Raw genomic sequence first — 19935 nt, 5'->3', positions numbered from 1 at the left:
TTAAAATGCCTCGACTGAATTTTATCCTCGAAGCCGAGGCGCCTCACACAAACGCTCGGGCCGCAACTTTTACGACTTTGCACGGGCCGGTCCAAACTCCTATCTTTATGCCGGTGGGAACTCAGGCGACGGTAAGAGCGCAAACCGTGGATTCTCTAAAAGCGATGGGATCCCGCGTGCTTTTGGCGAATACGTATCATCTTTTGCTGAGACCGGGTGCGGAAGTCTTTCGCAAAGTCGGAGGAATCCATAAATTTATGAATTGGGATTCTCCCGTGCTTACGGACTCGGGCGGATTTCAGATCTTCAGTCTTCCGAATTCCCGAAAGATGACCGAAGAAGGAGCGCTCTTTCGCAGTTACGTGGACGGACAGATGATTCTTCTTTCCCCCGAACTGAGCGTCGATATGCAGAAAGCGATCGGGTCGGATATCATGATGGTCTTGGACCAGTGTATTCCGTCTACTGCCGATTATGCGAAGGCGAAAGACGCGATGGAAATCACACATCGATGGGCGAAACGAAGTCTGGACGCAAGAGGAGATTCTTTTCAATCCATGTTCGGAATCGTGCAAGGGGCTTGTTACCCGGATCTTCGGAAGGAAAGCGCAAAAGTTCTCACACAAATGCACTTTGACGGTTTTGCGATCGGCGGTTTGGCGGTCGGTGAAACCAAAGAAGAAAGAAACGACTTCTGCGAACTTTCCGCTTCCTTACTTCCGAAAAATCTTCCCAGATATCTGATGGGCGTGGGAACTCCCATCGATCTTTTGGAGGCGGTTCATCGCGGTGTGGATATGTTCGATTGTACGATTCCGACGGAGCTCGCTCAACACGGGGTCGCTTATACGAGCGCCGGAAAATTGCAGATTCACAGAACGATCTATAAGTTCGAAGATTCAAAGCTGGATGAGAATTGTGAATGTCCTTGTTGTCAAAATTATTCCCGCTCCTATCTGCATCATCTGATCAAGACGAGCGAAATTTTGGGATGGCATCTGATCGCGATGCACAACCTGAATTTTTACCATCGTCTCATGGCGGAGATGAGGGCGCGTATCTTCGAAGGAAATTTTGCTTCTTATTACGATCATAAAAAAGAAGAACTTACCCGAAGCGACAACGTCGATCCTTCTCTGCACAAAAGAAGAACGCCCAGGGCTCAGAGAAAAAGAATTCTCGGAGACTATGAAATTCGGGAAAACAAAGAAGGAAAGTATTGGAGCGTACGCCAGAGAAGTTCCGGCGAAGTTATGCACTCCGTGAACGATCCTTCCGAAGAGGCAAAATCGCTCTACGTAATTCATTCCGGTCTTTCCGAAAAACTTTCGGATCGTCTACGGGATTCCAAAGAATCCAAAGCCGCAAATCCTTTCGTGATTTGGGACGTGGGTCTGGGAGCGGCCACCAATTCTATGGCGGCGATTCGCTGTTACGAAGAAGTCGATTCTCCAATTCCTATGTATATGATCAGTTTTGAATGTGATTTGGATCCGTTTCGGCTTGCCATGCGTAACATCGGTTGTTTTCCGCATCTCTTCCACAAAGCGCCTAGATCCATCTTGGAAAAAGGAAACTGGACCTCGGTTTCCGGCGGGTTGCAATGGGATCTTGTGGAAGGGGATTTTGAAAAAACATTTTCAACTCAGAAGATTCCGGACCTCGTCTACTATGATCCGTTCTCCTTTAAGACCGATTCCAAACTATGGCAGCCGGATTTTTTAAAAAAACTCTTTCTATTTCTGCAAGGCGATCCAAAGAATACGATGCTCATCACTTACTCCGCATCCACGGCGGTTCGTTCCTCTTTGATCTTTGCCGGTTTTTGGGTGGGCAAGGGAGCGGGAACCGGACCCAAATCCGAGACGACCGTCGCATATACAAAACCTCCGGAGAGCAAAGAAGAATTTTCCAGACTTCTCGGCGGGGAATGGCTGGGCAGAAGACAAAGGAGTCACGCGCGTTTTCGAACGGATTGGAATGAAAGCGAGAATAAAATCTGGGAAGAAACCATTCTTTCCCATCCTCAGTTCGAAACACTTCCGCGGTGAAATCGTTTGATAAGAATTTTTAGTCGGATTCTTTTTCTCAATCGTTTGACTTCAATGTATAATCCGCGTTTTTAGCTTTTCAATCCTTGTCCTTTCAAAAAATCTTAGATAGATTCTTTTTTAAAAAGAAAAGATCCGAGATCGAGTAAAACAAAAATGGCTCAGAAAAAAGAAGAAACTCAGAATCCTATATTCACTTTTTGGAATTTATCACCTAAGGACTGTCTGGATCGTTTGAATGCGACTCCTCTCGGTCTTTGCCAAACGGAGGCGGAAGAAAGAATTTCTAAGTACGGCGCCAACCGACTCAGCAAAAAAAAAGATTCCGGTTCGATCGGTATATTCTTCTCTCAATTCAAAAGTCCCATCATTCTTCTTTTGTTTTTCGCAGCGGGTTTATCCATAGTCGTTCGGGATGCAACCGACGCGATGATCATCCTTGGAATCGTATTGATCAGCGGAGTTCTCGGATTTTGGCAGGAACTCGGAGCAAAGAATGCGGTGGCGAAGTTGATCGCGATGGTGCAAGTGAGAGTTTCCGTTTTCAGGGACAACGTTTTGAGGGACGTTTCCTTAGAGAACGTGGTACCGGGTGATATTTTAAGATTAAGCGCGGGAGACGTGATTCCGGCGGATTGTCTTCTTTTAGAATCCAAGGATCTGTTTGTAAACGAAGCGACGCTTACGGGCGAGACGTATCCCGCTGAAAAAAATACCGAAACGGTTTCCAAAGATTCTGCGCTCTCAAATAGAACGAATTCTCTTTGGATGGGAACTCACGTTATCAGCGGAGAAGCGAAAGCGGTGGTCGTTAAAACCGGAAAGGATACCGAGTTCGGAAAAATATCGGAACGTTTGAAACTAAGACCTCTCGAAAACGAATTCGAGGCCGGAGTCCGTAAGTTCGGTTTTTTTCTTCTTCACATTACTTTACTCTTAGTCATAGCCATCTTTGTGGTCAACGTTTTGCTCAGCCGTTCCGTTTTGGATTCTTTTATGTTTTCTCTGGCTCTGGCGGTCGGACTTACTCCTCAGCTTCTCCCTGCGATCATCAGTATCAATCTTTCGCACGGCGCAAAAAGAATGGCGGAAAAAAAGGTGATCGTGAAACGACTTACCGCCATCGAAAACTTCGGGAATATGAACATCATCTGTTCGGATAAAACGGGAACTCTAACGGAAGGAACCGTTAGAATGGAATCGGCGATGGACATCTTCGGAAATAAGAATGAAAACGTAGCGTTACACGCGTTTATAAACGCGTCATTCGAAACCGGCTTTATCAACGCCATCGACGAATCGATTCGAAACGACCTTAAGTTTGATATCTCCGGATACAAAAAGGAGGACGAGATTCCTTACGATTTCGTTCGAAAGTGTTTGAGCATAGTTGTTACTCATAACGGAGAATCTACGATGATCACAAAGGGCGCTCTCACGAACGTCCTTTCGCTCTGCAGTTTCGCTCAGTCCGATCCCGAGAAAAAAGTGGATATCGATTCGGTTCGGGATCAAATTCTAAAAAAATACGAAGACCTGAGCGCGAAAGGTTATCGGATTCTAGGGCTGTCAGTAAAAGACCTGGGAACCGCTTCCAGAATTAGTAAATTAGAAGAACAGAATATGACTTTTCTAGGACTTCTTTCTTTTTACGATCCTCCTAAACCGAACGTCAACCGAACCATCTCCGAATTGAACGGGCTCGGAGTTTCGCTCAAGGTGATCACGGGAGACAATCGTTTTGTAGCCGCGAGTTTATGCTCTCAAATTGGCCTGGAACGGCATCGGACCCTCTGCGGCAGCGACTTGGATTCCATCAGTGACGAAGCGCTAACCCGCATGGTTGGAGACGTCGACGTTTTCGCCGAGATAGAACCGAATTCTAAGGAAAGAATCATCATCGCCTTGAAAAAAGCGGGTAACGTGGTCGGTTATATCGGGGACGGAATCAACGACGTATCGGCCCTTCATTCCGCGGACGTGGGAATTTCCGTAGAGACCGCCGTCGACGTTGCGAAGAACGCGGCCGACATCGTTTTACTCGAAAAAGATCTAGAAGTTTTGGTGGACGGAGTTCAAGAAGGTAGGGTGACTTTTGCGAACACTCTCAAATACGTATTTATGGCGACGAGCGCTAACTTCGGAAATATGTTCAGCATGGCAGGGGTTTCGCTCTTTCTTCCTTTTTTACCGCTTCTACCGAAACAGATCCTACTCACTAATTTTCTTACCGATTTTCCGGAAATGACGATCGCAACGGATCGAGTCGATCCGGAGATGATCTCGTCCCCGAAACGATGGGACATCGTAGCGATTCGAAAGTTTATGATCGTATTCGGTCTTGTGAGTTCTTTTTTTGATTATCTCACCTTCGCCGCCTTACAGTGGGTTTTGCAGGTAAGTCATGAGCAGTTTCGGACCGGTTGGTTTATAGAGTCCGTCGTATCGGCTTCTCTGATCGTCCTCGTGATTCGTACGAGAAATCCGTTTTACAAAAGCCGACCCAGCAAACCTCTTTTGTTCGGAACACTGAGCGTGATAGCGGTCACATTAGCGATTCCTTATACGCGGGTCGCTGAAATATTCGGACTTGTTCCACTGCCTTTGGAATTCACGAGTCTTTTGTTCGGAATCATTCTTCTTTATATCAGTGTGGCGGAAATCGCAAAACGTCGCTTTTACCGAAAGGTCAAAATATAAATTCTAAATTGTTCGTATGGAAATCGATAAATTCGTAGTTAGAAATATCCTTAAAACGCTCGTAGAGTATGCGGTGATCATCCTTTTCGGACTTGGGATCGTATATTTGGATGAGATCGAATTCTCGGGAATCGAGATCAAATATTTGATCGTCCTATTGGCGGGAACAAAATCGATTTATTTTTTTATAAAGGGCTTTCGCAAGATTTCGGAATTGTCCGTAATGGATTTGAAATATTACGAATTTCTTGTATTCATTGCGGTGAATATCAGCGTAATCATCGTTTCGTTCGGATTGGATTTCTTTTGCCTCTATCGAGTGGATCCGGCTTCGTTTTCAGGACTTCCAAGCGGAGCCGCCGTTTTCGGATTGTTGTTTAAGTTTTTCTACTTCAGTTTGATGATTTTTACGAACATAGGGATCATAAAGATCATTCCGGAGAGCACGGAGGCCGAGGTCGCGGTTATCTTTGAAGCGATTCTTTCCTTTATCACGATCATTTTCGTTCTTTCCGATTTTTTAAGTCTAAAGGAATCCTTAGGCCGCAGACGAAGCGACTCTAAGAATTCCGATTGAGTAGAATTATTTTTTAAAGGAGAGTCGTTCCTCTTCCCATTCTTTCCAACCCAAGTAAACGTTTCCGATTCCGGAAATAAAAAAGCCGGTTCCAGTCCAAATCAAAATCGTAAAAATTCCAATCACCGGAAAAAACAGAATTCCGATCGCGAAGAGCAAGGTTGCGATTCCGAGAGCCAACGTCCAACCCCAAGGATAAGATTTGTAAACTCGAATGTCCATGGAAAAAGAAATGAGGGAAGAAGCTCGAAAGATCAGTAAGAACCCGAAGATAAAGGGAAGAGTGACCACGGTTATTTCAGGATGTAAGACCAGGATCGTGCCCACGACTAAATCAACGATTCCTAATACGAGATTCCATCCCAAAATACCGGGACTCTTTCGATTGTAAAAAGCAAAAAGAATCTGCGCAATCCCCGTGACGGCAAGAATCACGGAGAAAAGAAGCGCGAGTCCCAGATAACTTTGCCTCGGGAAAAAAACCGTAAAAGCGCCGGTGGCGATCCAAATCAATCCGACAAGGATATGAAGCCACCAGTGTTTTGTATCTTTAAAGATGCTCATTTTCGAATTATTTTTTTACGGGACAAGTGCTGATTCCCAAAAGAGTGTAAAGCGGGCACCAGCCGATAACTCCGGTAGCGATCGGAATCAAGCCGAAGATGGAGATACCGGTTCCAAGCGCGCCTTGCATCATAAATCCGTAAACTACCAGACCGAGACCCACGACGATTCTTGCGATTCTATCCAGATTGCCTTCGTTTGTTTTCATAACGTTAACTTCCTCTTGTATATTATAATTCTATCTTGAACCGAATCCCAAAAGAATGAAATCCGAATTTCTGTAAAAACCGAATTCAAGGCGATGACATTTGTCAAGATCCAAATAAGAATCTAGAACCGACGATTTAAGCCATTTTTGGAGATCTTTCGGGATTTTCTAAAGAAGCCGAGATCAAGCATTTCAGCAAAAGTGTGGTAAAGTGCAAAAAAATCCATCCAATTGAACAGATTGTATGAAAATGTATTGAAAACCGACTTATAATTTGATAGCTTCTGTTTTTGCTTTTTGCGGGAAACAACCGAATCAAGGAATTTCCCATTTTATAGTTCGGTGAATTTTGAATGTTGCAATGAATGTAAACGAGTTAGAAAACAAGGACTTTCGTCTTATTTTTGAGTCATTACCCGGCCTTTATCTCATCATACTTCCCGATTTTAGAATAACCGCAGCGAGCGACTCCTATTTGCAGGCAACGAATACGAAAAGGGAGGAAATAGTGGGAAGAGATCTTTTCGACGTATTTCCGGATAACCCCTCCGATCCCCATGCAACTGGCGTCAAAAATCTAAGAGATTCGATTCTTAGCGTCCTTCAAAACAAAGAAAGCAATACCATGGCCGTTCAGAAATACGACGTAAAACGTTCTGACTCCGAGGATTTTGAAGAAAGATTTTGGAGTCCCGCCAATTTCCCCGCTTTCAATTCCAAAGGGGAAATCGTCTACATCATCCACAAAGCGGAGGACGTAACCGAATTCGTTCGATTGAAGAATTTAGGAAACGAACAAGACAAGGTTACGGAGGAATTAAGAAGTCTGACTGCTTCGATGGAAACTGAAATCTACCAAAGAGCTCAAGAAATTCAAAACTCCAACAAAAAACTTACTCTTCTCAACGAAGACCTAACGAGGCGGGAAGAAGAATTAAAACAGGTTTATCAAAAGCTGATCGAATTCGATCAGCTCAAAACTCATTTTTTTGCCAACGTAAGTCACGAACTCAGAACCCCTCTCACTTTGATCCTAGGGCCGACTCGTTCCTTATTAAAACAGGAATCGATCCCGCCGCTTCAAAAAAGTCTGCTGGAAACGATAGAACGAAATTCTTATACTTTGCTCAAACACGTAAACGATATTCTGGACATTTCCAAACTGGAAGCGGACAGGATGAAACTTCGATATTCGAATGTCGATCTCAGCAAAACGATATCGAACGTTACCGCTCACTTCGATTCCATAGCCAAAGAAAGAAACATAGAATTTCAGACGATCCTTCCCGAATCCTGTTTTGTCACGATCGACGAATCCAAAGTGGAACGAATCATTTTGAATCTGATCGCAAACGCCTTTAAGTTCGCGCCGGATTCGGGTAAAATTCTTTGCGAATTAAAAAAGGAAGAATCCTTCGTTTCCATTCGAGTCGAGGACAACGGACCCGGAATCCCCGAAAATTTGCGCGAAGTTATATTCGAAAAATTTAGACAAGGAGAGGAGGGAGATTCGCGTTCTTTCGGAGGGACCGGACTCGGACTCGCAATCGTAAAAGAATTCGTAAATCTTCATTCCGGAACGGTGGTTGCTTCCGTTTCTTCGTTGGGAGGAGCTTTGTTCGAAGTCCGTCTTCCGATTCCGGATCAATCCAAAGTGAAACTCAATGAATCCTTGGAACACGACGACATCACTCCGGCTCTTTTGAGCGCGATTTACGATCTAAAAAGGACGAACGGTCGTTCCGAAATAGAGCAGAGTCCTTCCGCGAGCAAACGCCGCGTTTTGATCGTGGAAGACAATCCCGAGATGAGACGTTATATCTTCGATACTCTATCGCACGAGTTCCATATAATCACCGCGACTAACGGTAAGGAAGGATTGGAGAAAGCAATTCAAGAAAAACCGGATATCGTCATCACGGGCATCATAATGCCCGTGATGAGCGGAGACAAAATGGTCCGGGCGATTCGAGAAAATGCCGAATTGGATTCGATGTCCATCATCTTCTTGAGCGCAAAAGCCGACATGGACGCGCGGATTCGGCTTTTGGGAGAAGGCGCTCAGGATTATTTGATCAAACCGTTCGCACCGGAAGAACTTTTGGTCCGAGTTCGTAATTTCATCCGTTTGAAAAAAACGATCGAAACCCTGGAAACAACGAACGCCGATATGGAAGCGTTCAGTTATTCGGTCTCGCACGATCTCCGAGCGCCGATCCGAACGATCGAAGGTTTTATGAATATTTTTATGGAGGATTTCGGAAAGAACTTAGATCCCGAAGCGCTTCGGATCGTTGACATCATACGGAAAAGTATAGATACGATGAACAATCTCATACAAAATCTTCTCGATTTTCACAAGGCTAGCGTCGTGGAACTCAACGCTCGAGCCGTGGACATGGAAGCGCTCGTTCGAGAAGTCGTTTCAAATCTACAACAAGGAACGGATTCGAAACGATGTAGGATTCGGATCGATTCTTTGCCGAACGTCTGGGGAGATGGATCGGCTCTGAAACAGGTTTGGGTGAATTTGATTTCGAATGCGATCAAGTATTCTTCCAAACGCGAGAATCCCGAGGTTCATATCGGATGTAAGGAAGGCGAAGAATGGAACACGTATTTCGTAAAGGACAATGGAGCCGGGTTTGATAAACGATACGCCGATCGTCTATTCAAAGTATTCCAGAGGTTGCATTTGCAGGAAGAATTCGAAGGGACCGGCGTAGGCCTTGCGATCGTGGCTCGTGTCATACAACGTCACGGAGGAAAAGTTTCCGCGGAGGGAGAGGTCGAAAAAGGGTCCGTTTTTTCTTTTGTTCTTCCTAAGATTACGATCCATAGTTTAAAATAAAATGATATTAGAATATATCGGATCGGGTTGCAGATATCAAATTTCGAATAAAGGGATGTCATACTTATGAAATGGAGAATTCTTTTTTTGGAAGATTCTCTTTTGGATCTGGAGCTGATTCAAAGACAGTTGAGAAAGGCCAAGATAGATTACGAATCGATTCACGTGAGCGATTCCGAAGGTTTTTCGCACGCTATTCTAAGAGAAAAACCGGATCTGATTCTTTCCGATTTCAGCCTTCCGAAATACGACGGTTTTTCGGCGCTGATGGCCGCTAAACAAATGTGTCCCGAAACTCCATTCATCTTCGTTTCCGGAACTTACGGGGAAGAGGCCGCTATTCAGACGTTGACCATGGGAGCGACGGATTACGTCCTCAAGGATAGGATTGAAAAGTTGTTGCCTGCGGTTCAAAGGGCTCTTCACGAACTTGAGGATCACGAACTGCGAAAGAAGGCCGAAAAGGAAAAATACGAACTCGAAGAACAGTTGAGACAAAGTCAAAAGTTGGAAGCGATGGGACTTATGGCCGGAACCCTTGCTCACGAAATCAACAATCCGTTATTTGCGATTTCCGAATACGCGGCGCTGATTGCAAAGGAGAATTTGGACGCGGAAAAGATAAAGGCGCTCGCAACGAAAATCAGAGACGAAAGCGCGAGAATCTCCACGATCATGAAGGATCTTCTACGATTTTCCAGAGAGGAAAAAGGGAACTTTTATCCCGTGGACGTCTCCGAAGTCATCGTAAAAATTCAATCGATTTCGCAACAGATCTTTAAGATGAACAAGATCGAAGTGCGCTGGGAGAACATGGAACCTGGAAATTTTATCCTTTGTCGAATGGGCCAAATTCTTCAAATCCTTTTGAACCTGATCAACAATTCGGTCGATAGTCTCAATCAAAGATTTCCGGATTACGACGAAAGAAAACGGATCCGAGTTTCTGTATTTTTACAAGAGATCCGGGGAAATATGTTCGCGCAGTTCGAAGTGGAGGATTTTGGAGCGGGGATTCCGTTAGAAATTCAAAATTCTATTTTTAAAACTTTTTTTACTACTAAGGTTGCCGACAAAGGAACCGGTCTCGGTTTATCCGTAAGTTTGGGGATCGCAAAAGAACACGGGGGATCCTTATCTTTCAAAAGTGTTCCCGGGGAATCTACTTGCTTTTTTTTGAATATTCCACTTTCTAAAACTTCCGGACAATAAAACGAATTTGAAAAGCGGAATCGTTTTAAAGATTCTGACGAATCCCATGGCGGATAGTCCGAAGAAGAGAAAAAACGTCTTCGGATCGGAATGGAAGCCGAAGACGTCGAATTTTTATTACGGTTTTTTGGGAGCGAACTTTAAGAAGTGTTCCACTTCTTTTTTACTACCGACGACTAACGTGGTACGCTGGTGTAATTCTTCCGGGGTGAGATCCAGAATTCTTTCTCCATAAACCGTGACCGCAACGCCGCCCGCTTGTTCCGCGATAAACGCCATCGGCGCCGCTTCGTAAAGAAGTCTGAGTTTTCCGTTCGGATATTTCGTGGATTTCGTATCGTTCGGATAGAGAAAGATTCCGCCTTTCAAAAGATTTCGGTGAAAGTCCGCGACCAAGGAACCGATGTATCTTCCCGATTGTGGTTTTCTTCCGCCTTCGATCGATTTGATATCTCGGATGTAATTTTTGACTTCGTCCGACCAATAGTTGTAATTTCCCTCGTTGATGGAATAGATCCCTCCGGTTTCAGGCATCTGCATGTCCGGATGAGAAAGAATGAATTCTCCGCAGGAAGGATCCAAAGTGAAACCGGAAACTCCCTTTCCAGTGCAAAGAACGAGCATCGTGGAAGAGCCGTAAAGAACGTAACCCGCAGCCCTTTGTTTAGAACCTTGTTGAAGAAGGTCACCTAACGTTCCCGGAGTTCCACCGGGGCTTTTTCTCAGATGAACCGAAAAGATCGTTCCGATGGAAACGTTTGCGTCGATATTGGAGGACCCGTCTAACGGATCGATTGCGATCGTATATTTTCCGATCTTGTAGCCGTTCGGAACCGGTACGGTTTCTTCGTGTTCTTCGCTTCCAAGGATACAAAGGTGACCGCAACGGGTCAGTGTGTGATTGAAAACCTTATCCGCGTACTCGTCCAATTTCATCTGAGTTTCGCCTTGAACGTTGACTACATCCGTCGAACCGAGAATGTTTTCCAAAAGTCCCGCCTTACGGACCTCTCTGGAAACGATTTTAGCGGCGTAAACTAAATGGCTCATGAGCGCCGTAAAATCCCCGGTCGCTTGCGGTAACTTGAGTTGTTCCTCGATCAGATACTGGGAAAGACTCAATGTTTGTGTAGGATGAACAGACATAAATTCCTCTAGGAAAATGATTCCAACAGAGTTTTACGAGCGCCTGCGAATTCAAGCGAAAAGCGCTTTCAAAAAAAGGAGCGGTTCTTCCGGGAAAATAAGAAAGTAAAAGTAAGAATCTTGCAATTTCGTAAAAATCAAATCCGATACTGAAAGAAGAGGAAAGTCTCGTGATATCCACAATCAAACCGATCACTCATAAATATAAAATTTCGGAAGATCTATTCGAAGAATTTTCGGATCAAATCTTGAGAGACATTCGAAATTCCCTAAGTAACGAGATCGTGATCACTCATTTTCGTTTTCAAGACCTCTATTCTTATTTTAAATTATTGGGCGAGCAAAGGTCGGGAGAGATCATGAAAGAACTCAAGGCGATCATTCAAGCGCATCTCAGACCCTACGACAAATTGTATGTAATCAATCCGAGATCGATTCTTACGCTTTCGCCCGATTGTAAGATCGAAATCGTCCAGGCCCGTTTCGACGAGGTTGTCTTTCAGGTAAATCACCTGATCGTCGACTATGAGATTCAATTTATGGAACTCAATTCTCCGATCGAAAGTTTGGAGCCGATTTGGAAGAATCTGCTCGTTTCCTCAAAAAGTACATGACGTCTGTTAAGCGATTACTTTCGATTCCGATGTACAAAATTTGCCTTTTTTAAAAAGTTCTTCAGGGAATATTGGATTGTACCGTAAATTTTCACGGGGCTAAAAAGCTCCGGAGGAAAGTATGGATCAAGCAGAAAAGTTCAAGAATACCTTGGCGCGATACATTGACTACAGAGGAATCGATATCATCCTCCATCTAAAGAACGGAACCGTAATCGAGCTCGATAAAAACAGAAGACTGAACGGCGATGTCGTGATCAAAAACGGGAAAACAGGAATCGTCGCTCAGATAGAAATCTCCGAAATTCAGAGGGCTGAATTCTTTGCTGCATAAGAATTTTTAGAAAAGCAGCTCACTTTCTGAGATTTTGTCGGAAAACCCTTGACATAATACCCCCTTTTTCAGGTAATGTAAATCTGGTCTATCCATTTCTTTCGGAAATTGGCGGCCATTTTTGCATGCAATTTTGTCGCCGAATGTTTCGTTTTCGGGACATCTATTAAAACGAAGGAATCAAAAAATCGAATGGTAGGAATCATTGTTAAAGACGGAGAGTCGATTGAATCTGCTCTAAAACGTTTCAAACGCGACTGCGCGAACGCTGGAATCATGAGCGAAATCAAACGCAGAGAATACTTCGAAAAACCGAGTATCAAAAAGAAAAAAGCGATCGAATCCGCAAAAAGAAAGGCTGAAAAGAAAAAACGCCTTTTCTCTAAAAAAGACAAAGCCTAAGTTTAGGCTTTGTTAAAACCGGAATCCAATTAGATTCCCTCTCTTTAAAGAATCATAAAACCTATGTCCCTGCAGATAAAAATAAACGACGATCTGAAAGAGGCGATGAAAGCGAAGAAAGAACCTCATCTTTCCACGCTCCGCCTTTTAAAATCCGACATACAGTATGAACTCACAAAAACCGGAGCAAAAGAACTCTCCGACGAACAAGTAATCACTGTCATCAAAAAGGCTTATGCAAAACGCCTGGATGCGATCGGTATGTATGAAAAGGCAGGGAGAAAAGATCTTTTGGCACAAGAGGAAGGGGAAGCCTCCGTTTTGAAGGAATACCTTCCTCCGGAGCTGCCTGAGTCTGAAGTGATCGCTATCATTGATCAGATTTTTACTGAATTACAACCGACCGCAAAGGATATGGGAAAGGTAATGGGCCGTGTTATGGCCGCATTCAAAGGAAAGAGCATAGACGGTACCAAAGTTTCGGCAATTGTTAAATCCAGGCTTTCCTGAGTGGGCACCCTTTGTCTAACAAAAAGGATTTTATCGATCGAATTCACCGGGAAGTCCCCATCGAATCTTACATTTCCCGTTTTGTTCCTCTCAAAAAAAGAGGAAAGAATTTCATAGGACTCTGTCCATTCCATCAAGAAAAATCTCCTTCTTTTAACGTTTCCGCTGAAAAACAATTCTACTACTGTTTCGGTTGTAAGGCATCCGGAGATCTAATCCGTTTTGTAATGGATTACGAGAGAGTGGACTTTACGAGAGGACTTGAAATTCTTTCCGAATATTCCGGAATTCCTTTGGAAGAGAAGAATTCCAAACTTGCGGAAGTTTCCGATTTTCTTTATAAGATCAATCAGAAGGTTTCCGAATACTATCAGCATCTTTTACATACACCCGTCGGAAAAAACGCATTGGATTATCTGAGGTCAAGGGAAATCGAAGATTCGGAAATCCGTCTTTTTGGTTTAGGTTACGCACCGGAAGGGTTCGACACCCTCGCCAAGGAAGTTTTAAAAACGAAGGATGAAATCGCAGGAGCGATTCAACTCGGACTTCTTCGAGAAAAAGAAGCGGGAAACGGTCGTCCTTATGATTTTTTTCGAGATCGGATTATGTTCCCCGTGTTGGATCTTTCCGGAAGGGTAATCGCATTTTCAGGAAGAATTCTGGGTCCCGGAAAGGAAGCCAAATACATCAATAGCCAGGCTTCCGTTGTTTTTGATAAGAGCCGAACCTTTTATAACTTCTTTCGCGCCCGAGAAGGCGTAAGAAAAACGGGGGAAGCGATGCTCGTGGAAGGTTATCTCGACGTGATCGGTCTTGCGCGAAAGGATTTCGAAAACGTGATCGCTTCGATGGGAACTGCGATCAATGAAAATCATATCCGGACCTTGAAGAAGTTTGCGGAGCGAGTCGTTTTGGTTTTGGACGGCGACGTCGCCGGCAGAAAGGGAGCCCTTCACGCGGCTGAAATCTGTCTAAAAGAAGGAATGGAATGTTCCATCGTATTGCTTCCCGAAGGAAAAGATCCCTTCGATCTTGCGAAAACCTTGAACAGACAAGAATTGAACGACCTTCTTTCCCAAAGAGTCCAGGGTTCCGAGTTCGTAGTGGAAGAATTGCTCGATCGGGCCGATTCTCGCGCGCTCCCCGAAAGAAAAAGAAGGGCGCTTCAAAATCTATATTCTTTTATTCAGACCCTGAATCGAGAAACGGACAAACAATTTTTTCTCGGACTCGGGGCCAATAAACTCGGAATCAGCATGGATGCCGTTCTCCGAGATTTTAAAGGCGGACCGGGTGCAAAGAATGGACCCTCGACTGCCGATAATAGATCTAACGCAAAGGAAACCCAAAACATTACGGGACCCGCGTTGGATTGTGAAAGAAAGATCATCTCCATGCTCGTAAAACATACGGGATTGTTCTCTTACTCGGAAGAGATTTCTTCGATGGAATTTATGGACACGGCGAGTTCGTTTCTTTGGGACTACCTATACACGATCTATACGGGCGAAGGGGAAATTTCTCCGGTTCAGATCTTAGCCTCGGATATTCCGGAAGATCTAAAACAGGCGCTGGCGCCTTATCTTTTGGAAGAAGATTCAGAAAGAATAGAACCGGGAGAATTGCAGAAAGTATTTAGAATTTTGCTCTTGCAGCAAAAGAAGTTTCGGATCGAGGAAAGAATTCGGGAACTCGATCAAAAAAGAGAACGTTTTTTTACGCCTGAAATCTTTACGGAACTCAGTTTTTACCGTAAGGAAAAGGAAAAGATTCTGGAACATATCCGGAGTCAATCAGCTACCACAAATTAGAGGGAATTTGAAATGATGGAAAATCTGCAAAGCATGCCTGAGGTTCAGAAGATTATATCTCTTGGAAAGGCAAACGGAGAAGTTTCGTATGATGATATCAACGAGATTCTTCCGGATAAAATTCTGAACTCAGAGAAGATCGACGATTTCTTCACCCTCTTGCACGAGATGGGTATCGAAATTGTGGAAGAATATACCAGAAATACCCTGGAGCCGGCTTCCACACTCGTTCCCAAAGATGATTCTAAACCGGTAAGAAAGAAAAAAGAATCCTCGGCGTCCGCAAGTGGTTCCGAAGATCCGATCAAACTTTATTTGAGAGAAATCGGAAAGGTGAGTTTGATTTCCGGTGAAACCGAGGTCTTTCTCGCAAAAAGAATAGAAAAGGGTGAAAAGATCATCGAAGAAACGATCTTGAGTTCTTCCATTCTCAGAGCGAACTATATCAAACTTCTTCCTAAAATTCGAAGTAAAAAAATCAAAGTCTACGATCTCATCCGCGTCGACAAGATGTATGCGCTCAATGCGGAAGAAGCGCACAAATTAGAAGAATTATTCTTCAAGAACATTCTCGTGATTCAAGAACAGGAGAAAGTTTTACAAGAAGCCGTTTCTAAGATCAGAAAGTATTCCGAGACTTCCAAGAAGTTCAAGGAATTCAAGGAGAAGATCGACGCTTCCACCGAAATCATTCACAACGCGATTCGAGAGCTCGGAGTTTCACAAAAGGAAATTCAGAAAATTTCTCAGAAGATCAAATCCATGGTTTTCAGAATCAAGGAGATCGATCGCCATTTCCTAAAGATCAAGGCTCAATACGGACAAGACGTTCGCGACATCAAGGCGTTTAACCGATTTATCGAAAAGAACGAGAAGTTAGACGACATCGAAGTCAAGATGGGAGTAAACATTGACGAAGTCCGCGAAGTAATCAAGGACATTCGAAACAACGAAAGAAAACTCCGCCGTATGGAACAGGAAGCAGGGTCGACCGTTCAAGAAATCAAAGACTGGGGCGAAAAGATCATCAAAGGAGAGAGAGAAATCTCTCAAGCTAAGAAGGAACTTGTCAAAGCGAACCTAAGACTTGTGGTTTCCATCGCAAAACGTTATGCGAATCGCGGGATGCACTTCTTCGATTTGATTCAAGAAGGAAACATCGGTCTGATCAAAGCGGTCGATAAATTCGAATACAAGAAAGGTTATAAATTCTCCACATACGCGACTTGGTGGATCCGTCAGGCGATCACAAGAGCGATTTCCGATCAGGCGAGAACGATCCGAGTTCCAGTGCACATGATCGAACAAGTCAACAAAGTGATCCGAGAAACCAGATTGTTCGTTCAAGAGTTCGGAAGAGATCCAAGCAACGAAGAAATCGCGGAAAGACTCGGATGGCCGGTTCAAAAAGTGAAGATGGTCAAGAACGTCGCGAGAGAACCGATCTCTCTGGAAATTCCTGTGGGTTCCGAAGAAGATTCCGAACTGGGAGATTTTATTCCGGATACGGAAGTGGAAACTCCGGTGAACGCAGCCGCGTCCAGCATCCTCGCGGAACAAATCCGCCAAGTGCTGCATACGTTGCCTGCGCGCGAACAAAAAGTCATTCGGATGCGTTTCGGTTTGGACGACGGTTATCCTCAGACGTTGGAAGAAGTCGGTTATCAATTTAAGGTTACGAGAGAGAGAATTCGTCAGATCGAGGCGAAGGCGCTTCGAAGACTCCGACATCCTTCTCGTTCGAAAAAACTCAAGGATTATATCGACGGCTGATTTTGTAGGAGCTCCTACAGAATGCTCGCACGAATTTTTGCTTGCTGAGATGGGATTTTTCTGATAGAGAAAGATTTCCCGATATTTTCCCACCACCGCACCCCACCACCCAAAACCAGGGTGGGGCGCGCGAATTTTACAAAAAGGTTGTCGTTGTTCCGACTAAGTTCTTTCGGAACAATTTCCGATTTTCTAAGGAATGAATCCTTGAATTTCGGAATTCTCTGAATTCGATTCAGCATTCCCGTCCGAAGGAAAATTTTTCAACGATAAGACTTTCTCAAATTTTCAATCAGCTCAAGAGCCTCAGCTTCTTCCGCCTTCTTCGTTTTTTCCTTCCACTTGAGCTGTTTTGCAAGAATCGTCGCGACAGGCCCGATCATTTTCTGAGACAATTCCAAATCCAAAAAAAGAATCCGAAATCTTCTAGCAAGTATATCGGTGACGCCTAACGCAAATTCTTCTTTCACCGCAAAAACGACCTCTTCTTCAAAGAAAGGAATTCCTTTTCCTAAGAGCTTCGGTTTCTTTCCTAAAACTTCGAAAACTTCGGTTCCGTAATAGTTCTGAAGACGTTTCGCGAACTTTGGTTCGATCCTGTACGTTTTTTCCAATTCTTTATGAAGGTTTTCCGAATAACCTTTCGATCCAGGGAATGGATAAGTCTTTGTGGAACATTCTTCTTTTGTCTCAATGTTTCCGACCTGAATGAGTTTATCCACCAGCTCTTCGGCCATCTTTCTATAGGTGGACCATTTTCCACCGCCCATCGTAACCAAGCCGGAATTGGAAACGAGGATCACTTCCTCTCTCGAGATATTCTTCGTATCTTGGTTTCCTTCGGGAGAAATGAGCGGGCGAATTCCTACAAAGACAGAAAGAATATCCTTTTGCGAGACTTTCGATTCTAAATAATCGTTTCCGGTATCCAATAAGAATTGGACTTCGTTTCCGATCGGAAGAGGTTCGTCTCCCGGGTTTTCGATGGGAGTATCCGTCGTGCCGAGGATCACGTGATCTTCCCAAGGAATGATAAAGACGACCCTTCCATCCTTCGTTTTCGGGATGATCATCGCCGACTCGCAAGGAATTTTATCTTTGGAAAAGACAAGATGGATTCCTTGACTCGGAGAAAGCACGTTAAACGTCCTTGGATCGTCCAGTTTTCGAACATGATCGACCCAAACTCCGGTCGTGTTTGCGATGACCTTTGCATAAACTGAAAATACCTTTCCCGTTTCCAGATCTTTGAGGTTCGCACCTTTGAGTTTTCCGTTCTCCTTGATAAAGGAAACGAGCTCGACTCGATTGGCGACGGTCGCTCCTTCTTTTTCCGCAGCCCTCGCAAGAAGGACGTTCAGACGGGAATCGTTGAATTGAGCGTCGTAATAAGTGATCCCGCCGAAAAGTCCGTCTTTTTTGATCGCGGAGAATTCTGAGATCGCTTCGGATTTCGAAATCGTTTTGTGAGACGGAAGTTTTCCTCTCGAAGCAAGAATATCATAGAGAGTCAGACCGATTCCATAATAGGGTCTTTCATAAAATCGATACGCCGGAAGAACGAATTTGAGCGGCTTTACGAGATGCGGCGCGTTTTCCAAAAGTCTTTGTCTTTCCGTGAGAGCCTCGTGGATCAGCTTGAAATGAAACTGAGCCAGATAACGAACTCCCCCGTGAATGAGCTTGGTGGAACGAGAAGAAGTTCCGGACGCGAAGTCTCTTTTTTCGACGAGTGCAGTTTTGTATCCTCTTTTTGCGGCGTCAAACGCAGCGCCTGCACCGGTCGATCCTCCGCCGATGAATAGAATGTCATAGGTCTCTTTTTGTAATTTTGAAATTTGTTCGGCTCTGCCTTGTTTTTCCATTTTCACAATTCTTCCTGCTTTACAGGTTTCTTTCCCCCTGCAAATTTGCATTAAGTTTCACAATCATAACCATTTTTTCTTGCATGGACATTCAAAAACAAATCGAAATTATCCGCCGCGGCTGTGTGGACCTAATCAGCGAAGAAGAGCTCAAGTCCAAACTGAACAAAAAAGGCACGCTTAAAATAAAGGCAGGCTTTGATCCGACTGCTCCGGATCTTCATCTGGGACATTTTGTTCAGCTCAAAAAACTCAAACACTTTCAGGACTTAGGTCACGAAGTTTCTTTTTTGCTCGGAGACTTCACCGCAATGATCGGAGATCCGACCGGAAAGTCGGAAACTAGAAAGCGGCTTTCGAAAGAGGAAGTTTTAAAAAATTCGAAAACGTATCAGAATCAGGTCTTTAAGGTCCTTGATCCGCAGAAAACGAAGATCGTCTACAATTCGACCTGGTGCGGCGAAATGAAATTCGAGGACGTTCTTGTTTTAAGCTCTAAATACAACGTCGCGAGAATGTTAGAAAGGGACGACTTCAGCAAACGGTATAAATCCGGACAATCGATTTCCATGATAGAATTCCTCTATCCCTTAGTGCAGGGATACGATTCCGTCGCGATGGAATGCGACGTAGAACTCGGAGGAACTGATCAAAAGTTCAATCTCCTCGTGGGAAGAGATTTACAAAGAGAATACGGAAAGGAAGCGCAGTGTGTGATCACACTTCCTTTGTTAGTCGGTCTCGACGGAAGTAAGAAGATGTCAAAATCTCTCGGAAACTACGTCGGAATTACGGAAGCTCCGATCGATATGTTCGGGAAACTCATGTCGATCGGCGACGATCTCATGTGGAATTATTTCGAACTTCTCACCGATCTTCCACTATCTGAAATTCAAAACCGGAAGAATGGAATCGAAAAAAAAGAACTTCATCCGAAAGAAGTGAAGACCGAACTTGCAAAATTGATCATGGATCAATTCTCGCCTCCGTCCGAAAACGAAGAAGCGATCGGAGAATGGAAGAAAGTGCACAATCCGAAAGCCAGAGCCGTTCCGGACGACGTCCCGGAAGTCAAATTGGGAGAAGAGTTTTTCGCGGAAACCGCGGAACCCTTGCTCGTCTGGGTTTTGAGTAAATTGGCTTTTGTTCCCTCCGTTTCGGAAGGACGAAGACTGATCAAAGCGGGCGGACTCTATTTGGCAGAAGATAAAATCACAGATGAAAAATTGGCGATCCGAAGAGGAAAAGAATATTTGGTAAGACAGGGGAAAAAGGGAAAATTTTTAAAAATTCTTTCCTAAAAATGATTTGAAG

General features: G+C 44.2%; 16 protein-coding genes. 12 read left to right on the top strand and 4 right to left on the bottom strand.

Annotated elements, in window-relative coordinates:
• Nucleotides 1-5 precede the first annotated feature (5 nt).
• The 3 genes from tgt to CH376_RS15935 all read left to right on the top strand — a co-directional run bounded on the left by tgt (nt 6) and on the right by CH376_RS15935 (nt 5328).
• Nucleotides 6-2051, top strand: coding sequence for a tRNA guanosine(34) transglycosylase Tgt (gene tgt, locus CH376_RS15945; RefSeq protein ID WP_100783731.1), 2046 nt, complete (start codon nt 6-8; stop codon nt 2049-2051).
• A gap of 156 nt (nt 2052-2207) precedes the next feature.
• Nucleotides 2208-4751, top strand: coding sequence for a magnesium-translocating P-type ATPase (gene mgtA / locus CH376_RS15940; protein ID WP_100783730.1), 2544 nt, complete (start codon nt 2208-2210; stop codon nt 4749-4751).
• A 16-nt stretch (nt 4752-4767) separates the two neighbouring features.
• Nucleotides 4768-5328, top strand: a complete 561-nt coding sequence (locus CH376_RS15935) for an ion transporter (protein WP_100783729.1) — start codon at nt 4768-4770, stop codon at nt 5326-5328.
• 6 nt (nt 5329-5334) lie between these two features.
• On the opposite strand, the gene CH376_RS15930 is transcribed toward CH376_RS15935, so the two are convergent.
• Together CH376_RS15930 and CH376_RS15925 are read right to left on the bottom strand one after the other, a co-directional pair.
• Nucleotides 5335-5892, bottom strand: a complete 558-nt coding sequence (locus CH376_RS15930; RefSeq protein ID WP_100783728.1) for an HdeD family acid-resistance protein — start codon at nt 5890-5892, stop codon at nt 5335-5337.
• A gap of 7 nt (nt 5893-5899) precedes the next feature.
• Nucleotides 5900-6100 (bottom strand): YgaP family membrane protein, encoded by a 201-nt coding sequence (locus tag CH376_RS15925; protein ID WP_100783727.1) that lies wholly within the window; start codon nt 6098-6100, stop codon nt 5900-5902.
• Nucleotides 6101-6461: 361 nt separating this feature from the next.
• Here CH376_RS15925 and lvrA point away from each other — a divergent pair, with 361 nt between their 5' ends.
• Complete coding sequence (gene lvrA, locus CH376_RS15915; RefSeq protein WP_100788185.1) at nt 6462-8951, top strand: hybrid histidine kinase/response regulator LvrA; 2490 nt, start codon at nt 6462-6464, stop codon at nt 8949-8951.
• Nucleotides 8952-9017: 66 nt separating this feature from the next.
• Complete coding sequence (lvrB, locus tag CH376_RS15910; RefSeq protein ID WP_100783724.1) at nt 9018-10163, top strand: hybrid histidine kinase/response regulator LvrB; 1146 nt, start codon at nt 9018-9020, stop codon at nt 10161-10163.
• A 117-nt stretch (nt 10164-10280) separates the two neighbouring features.
• Here lvrB and fbp read toward each other — a convergent pair whose 3' ends face one another.
• On the bottom strand, nt 10281-11309 hold the full coding sequence (gene fbp, locus CH376_RS15905) for a class 1 fructose-bisphosphatase (RefSeq protein ID WP_100783723.1): 1029 nt from the start codon (nt 11307-11309) through the stop codon (nt 10281-10283).
• Between the two features lie 170 nt (nt 11310-11479).
• Between fbp and CH376_RS15900 the strand changes: the two genes are divergently transcribed.
• The 6 genes from CH376_RS15900 (at nt 11480) to rpoD (ending at nt 16756) form a co-directional block, all read left to right on the top strand.
• A complete protein-coding gene (locus CH376_RS15900) occupies nt 11480-11923 on the top strand; it encodes a hypothetical protein (RefSeq protein ID WP_100783722.1) in 444 nt (147 codons plus the stop codon).
• Nucleotides 11924-12044: 121 nt separating this feature from the next.
• A complete protein-coding gene (locus tag CH376_RS15895) occupies nt 12045-12257 on the top strand; it encodes a hypothetical protein (protein ID WP_100783721.1) in 213 nt (70 codons plus the stop codon).
• A gap of 192 nt (nt 12258-12449) precedes the next feature.
• Nucleotides 12450-12659 carry a 30S ribosomal protein S21 gene (rpsU, locus tag CH376_RS15890; RefSeq protein ID WP_000232823.1) on the top strand — a complete coding sequence of 70 codons (210 nt, stop codon included), beginning with the start codon at nt 12450-12452 and terminating at the stop codon, nt 12657-12659.
• Between the two features lie 63 nt (nt 12660-12722).
• On the top strand, nt 12723-13169 hold the full coding sequence (locus tag CH376_RS15885) for a GatB/YqeY domain-containing protein (RefSeq protein WP_100783720.1): 447 nt from the start codon (nt 12723-12725) through the stop codon (nt 13167-13169).
• An 11-nt stretch (nt 13170-13180) separates the two neighbouring features.
• Nucleotides 13181-14983 carry a DNA primase gene (gene dnaG / locus CH376_RS15880; protein ID WP_100783719.1) on the top strand — a complete coding sequence of 601 codons (1803 nt, stop codon included), beginning with the start codon at nt 13181-13183 and terminating at the stop codon, nt 14981-14983.
• 15 nt (nt 14984-14998) lie between these two features.
• Entirely contained in the window at nt 14999-16756 is a 1758-nt protein-coding gene (gene rpoD, locus CH376_RS15875; protein ID WP_100784067.1) for an RNA polymerase sigma factor RpoD, read from the top strand.
• A 263-nt stretch (nt 16757-17019) separates the two neighbouring features.
• Here rpoD and CH376_RS15865 read toward each other — a convergent pair whose 3' ends face one another.
• Nucleotides 17020-18672 carry a glycerol-3-phosphate dehydrogenase/oxidase gene (locus CH376_RS15865; protein WP_100783717.1) on the bottom strand — a complete coding sequence of 551 codons (1653 nt, stop codon included), beginning with the start codon at nt 18670-18672 and terminating at the stop codon, nt 17020-17022.
• 32 nt (nt 18673-18704) lie between these two features.
• Between CH376_RS15865 and tyrS the strand changes: the two genes are divergently transcribed.
• Nucleotides 18705-19922: a tyrosine--tRNA ligase gene (gene tyrS, locus CH376_RS15860; RefSeq protein WP_100783716.1), complete on the top strand. Its 1218-nt coding sequence runs from the start codon at nt 18705-18707 to the stop codon at nt 19920-19922.
• The last annotated feature ends 13 nt before the right edge of the window (nt 19923-19935 follow it).

Origin of the sequence: Leptospira adleri (assembly GCF_002811985.1) — a bacterium.
GTDB classification, from domain to species: domain Bacteria; phylum Spirochaetota; class Leptospiria; order Leptospirales; family Leptospiraceae; genus Leptospira; species Leptospira adleri.
This window is presented reverse-complemented; position numbering and strand designations above follow the sequence as displayed.

Excerpts from the sequence above, each read along its gene's own strand:
- tgt (WP_100783731.1), top strand. The coding sequence starts at position 6 with ATGCCTCGACTGAATTTTATCCTCGAAGCCGAGGCGCCTCACACAAAC.
- mgtA (WP_100783730.1), top strand. The coding sequence starts at position 2,208 with ATGGCTCAGAAAAAAGAAGAAACTCAGAATCCTATATTCACTTTTTGG.
- CH376_RS15935 (WP_100783729.1), top strand. The coding sequence starts at position 4,768 with ATGGAAATCGATAAATTCGTAGTTAGAAATATCCTTAAAACGCTCGTA.
- CH376_RS15930 (WP_100783728.1), bottom strand. The coding sequence starts at position 5,892 with ATGAGCATCTTTAAAGATACAAAACACTGGTGGCTTCATATCCTTGTC.
- CH376_RS15925 (WP_100783727.1), bottom strand. The coding sequence starts at position 6,100 with ATGAAAACAAACGAAGGCAATCTGGATAGAATCGCAAGAATCGTCGTG.
- lvrA (WP_100788185.1), top strand. The coding sequence starts at position 6,462 with ATGAATGTAAACGAGTTAGAAAACAAGGACTTTCGTCTTATTTTTGAG.
- lvrB (WP_100783724.1), top strand. The coding sequence starts at position 9,018 with ATGAAATGGAGAATTCTTTTTTTGGAAGATTCTCTTTTGGATCTGGAG.
- fbp (WP_100783723.1), bottom strand. The coding sequence starts at position 11,309 with ATGTCTGTTCATCCTACACAAACATTGAGTCTTTCCCAGTATCTGATC.
- CH376_RS15895 (WP_100783721.1), top strand. The coding sequence starts at position 12,045 with ATGGATCAAGCAGAAAAGTTCAAGAATACCTTGGCGCGATACATTGAC.
- rpsU (WP_000232823.1), top strand. The coding sequence starts at position 12,450 with ATGGTAGGAATCATTGTTAAAGACGGAGAGTCGATTGAATCTGCTCTA.
- CH376_RS15885 (WP_100783720.1), top strand. The coding sequence starts at position 12,723 with ATGTCCCTGCAGATAAAAATAAACGACGATCTGAAAGAGGCGATGAAA.
- rpoD (WP_100784067.1), top strand. The coding sequence starts at position 14,999 with ATGGAAAATCTGCAAAGCATGCCTGAGGTTCAGAAGATTATATCTCTT.
- CH376_RS15865 (WP_100783717.1), bottom strand. The coding sequence starts at position 18,672 with ATGCAAATTTGCAGGGGGAAAGAAACCTGTAAAGCAGGAAGAATTGTG.
- tyrS (WP_100783716.1), top strand. The coding sequence starts at position 18,705 with ATGGACATTCAAAAACAAATCGAAATTATCCGCCGCGGCTGTGTGGAC.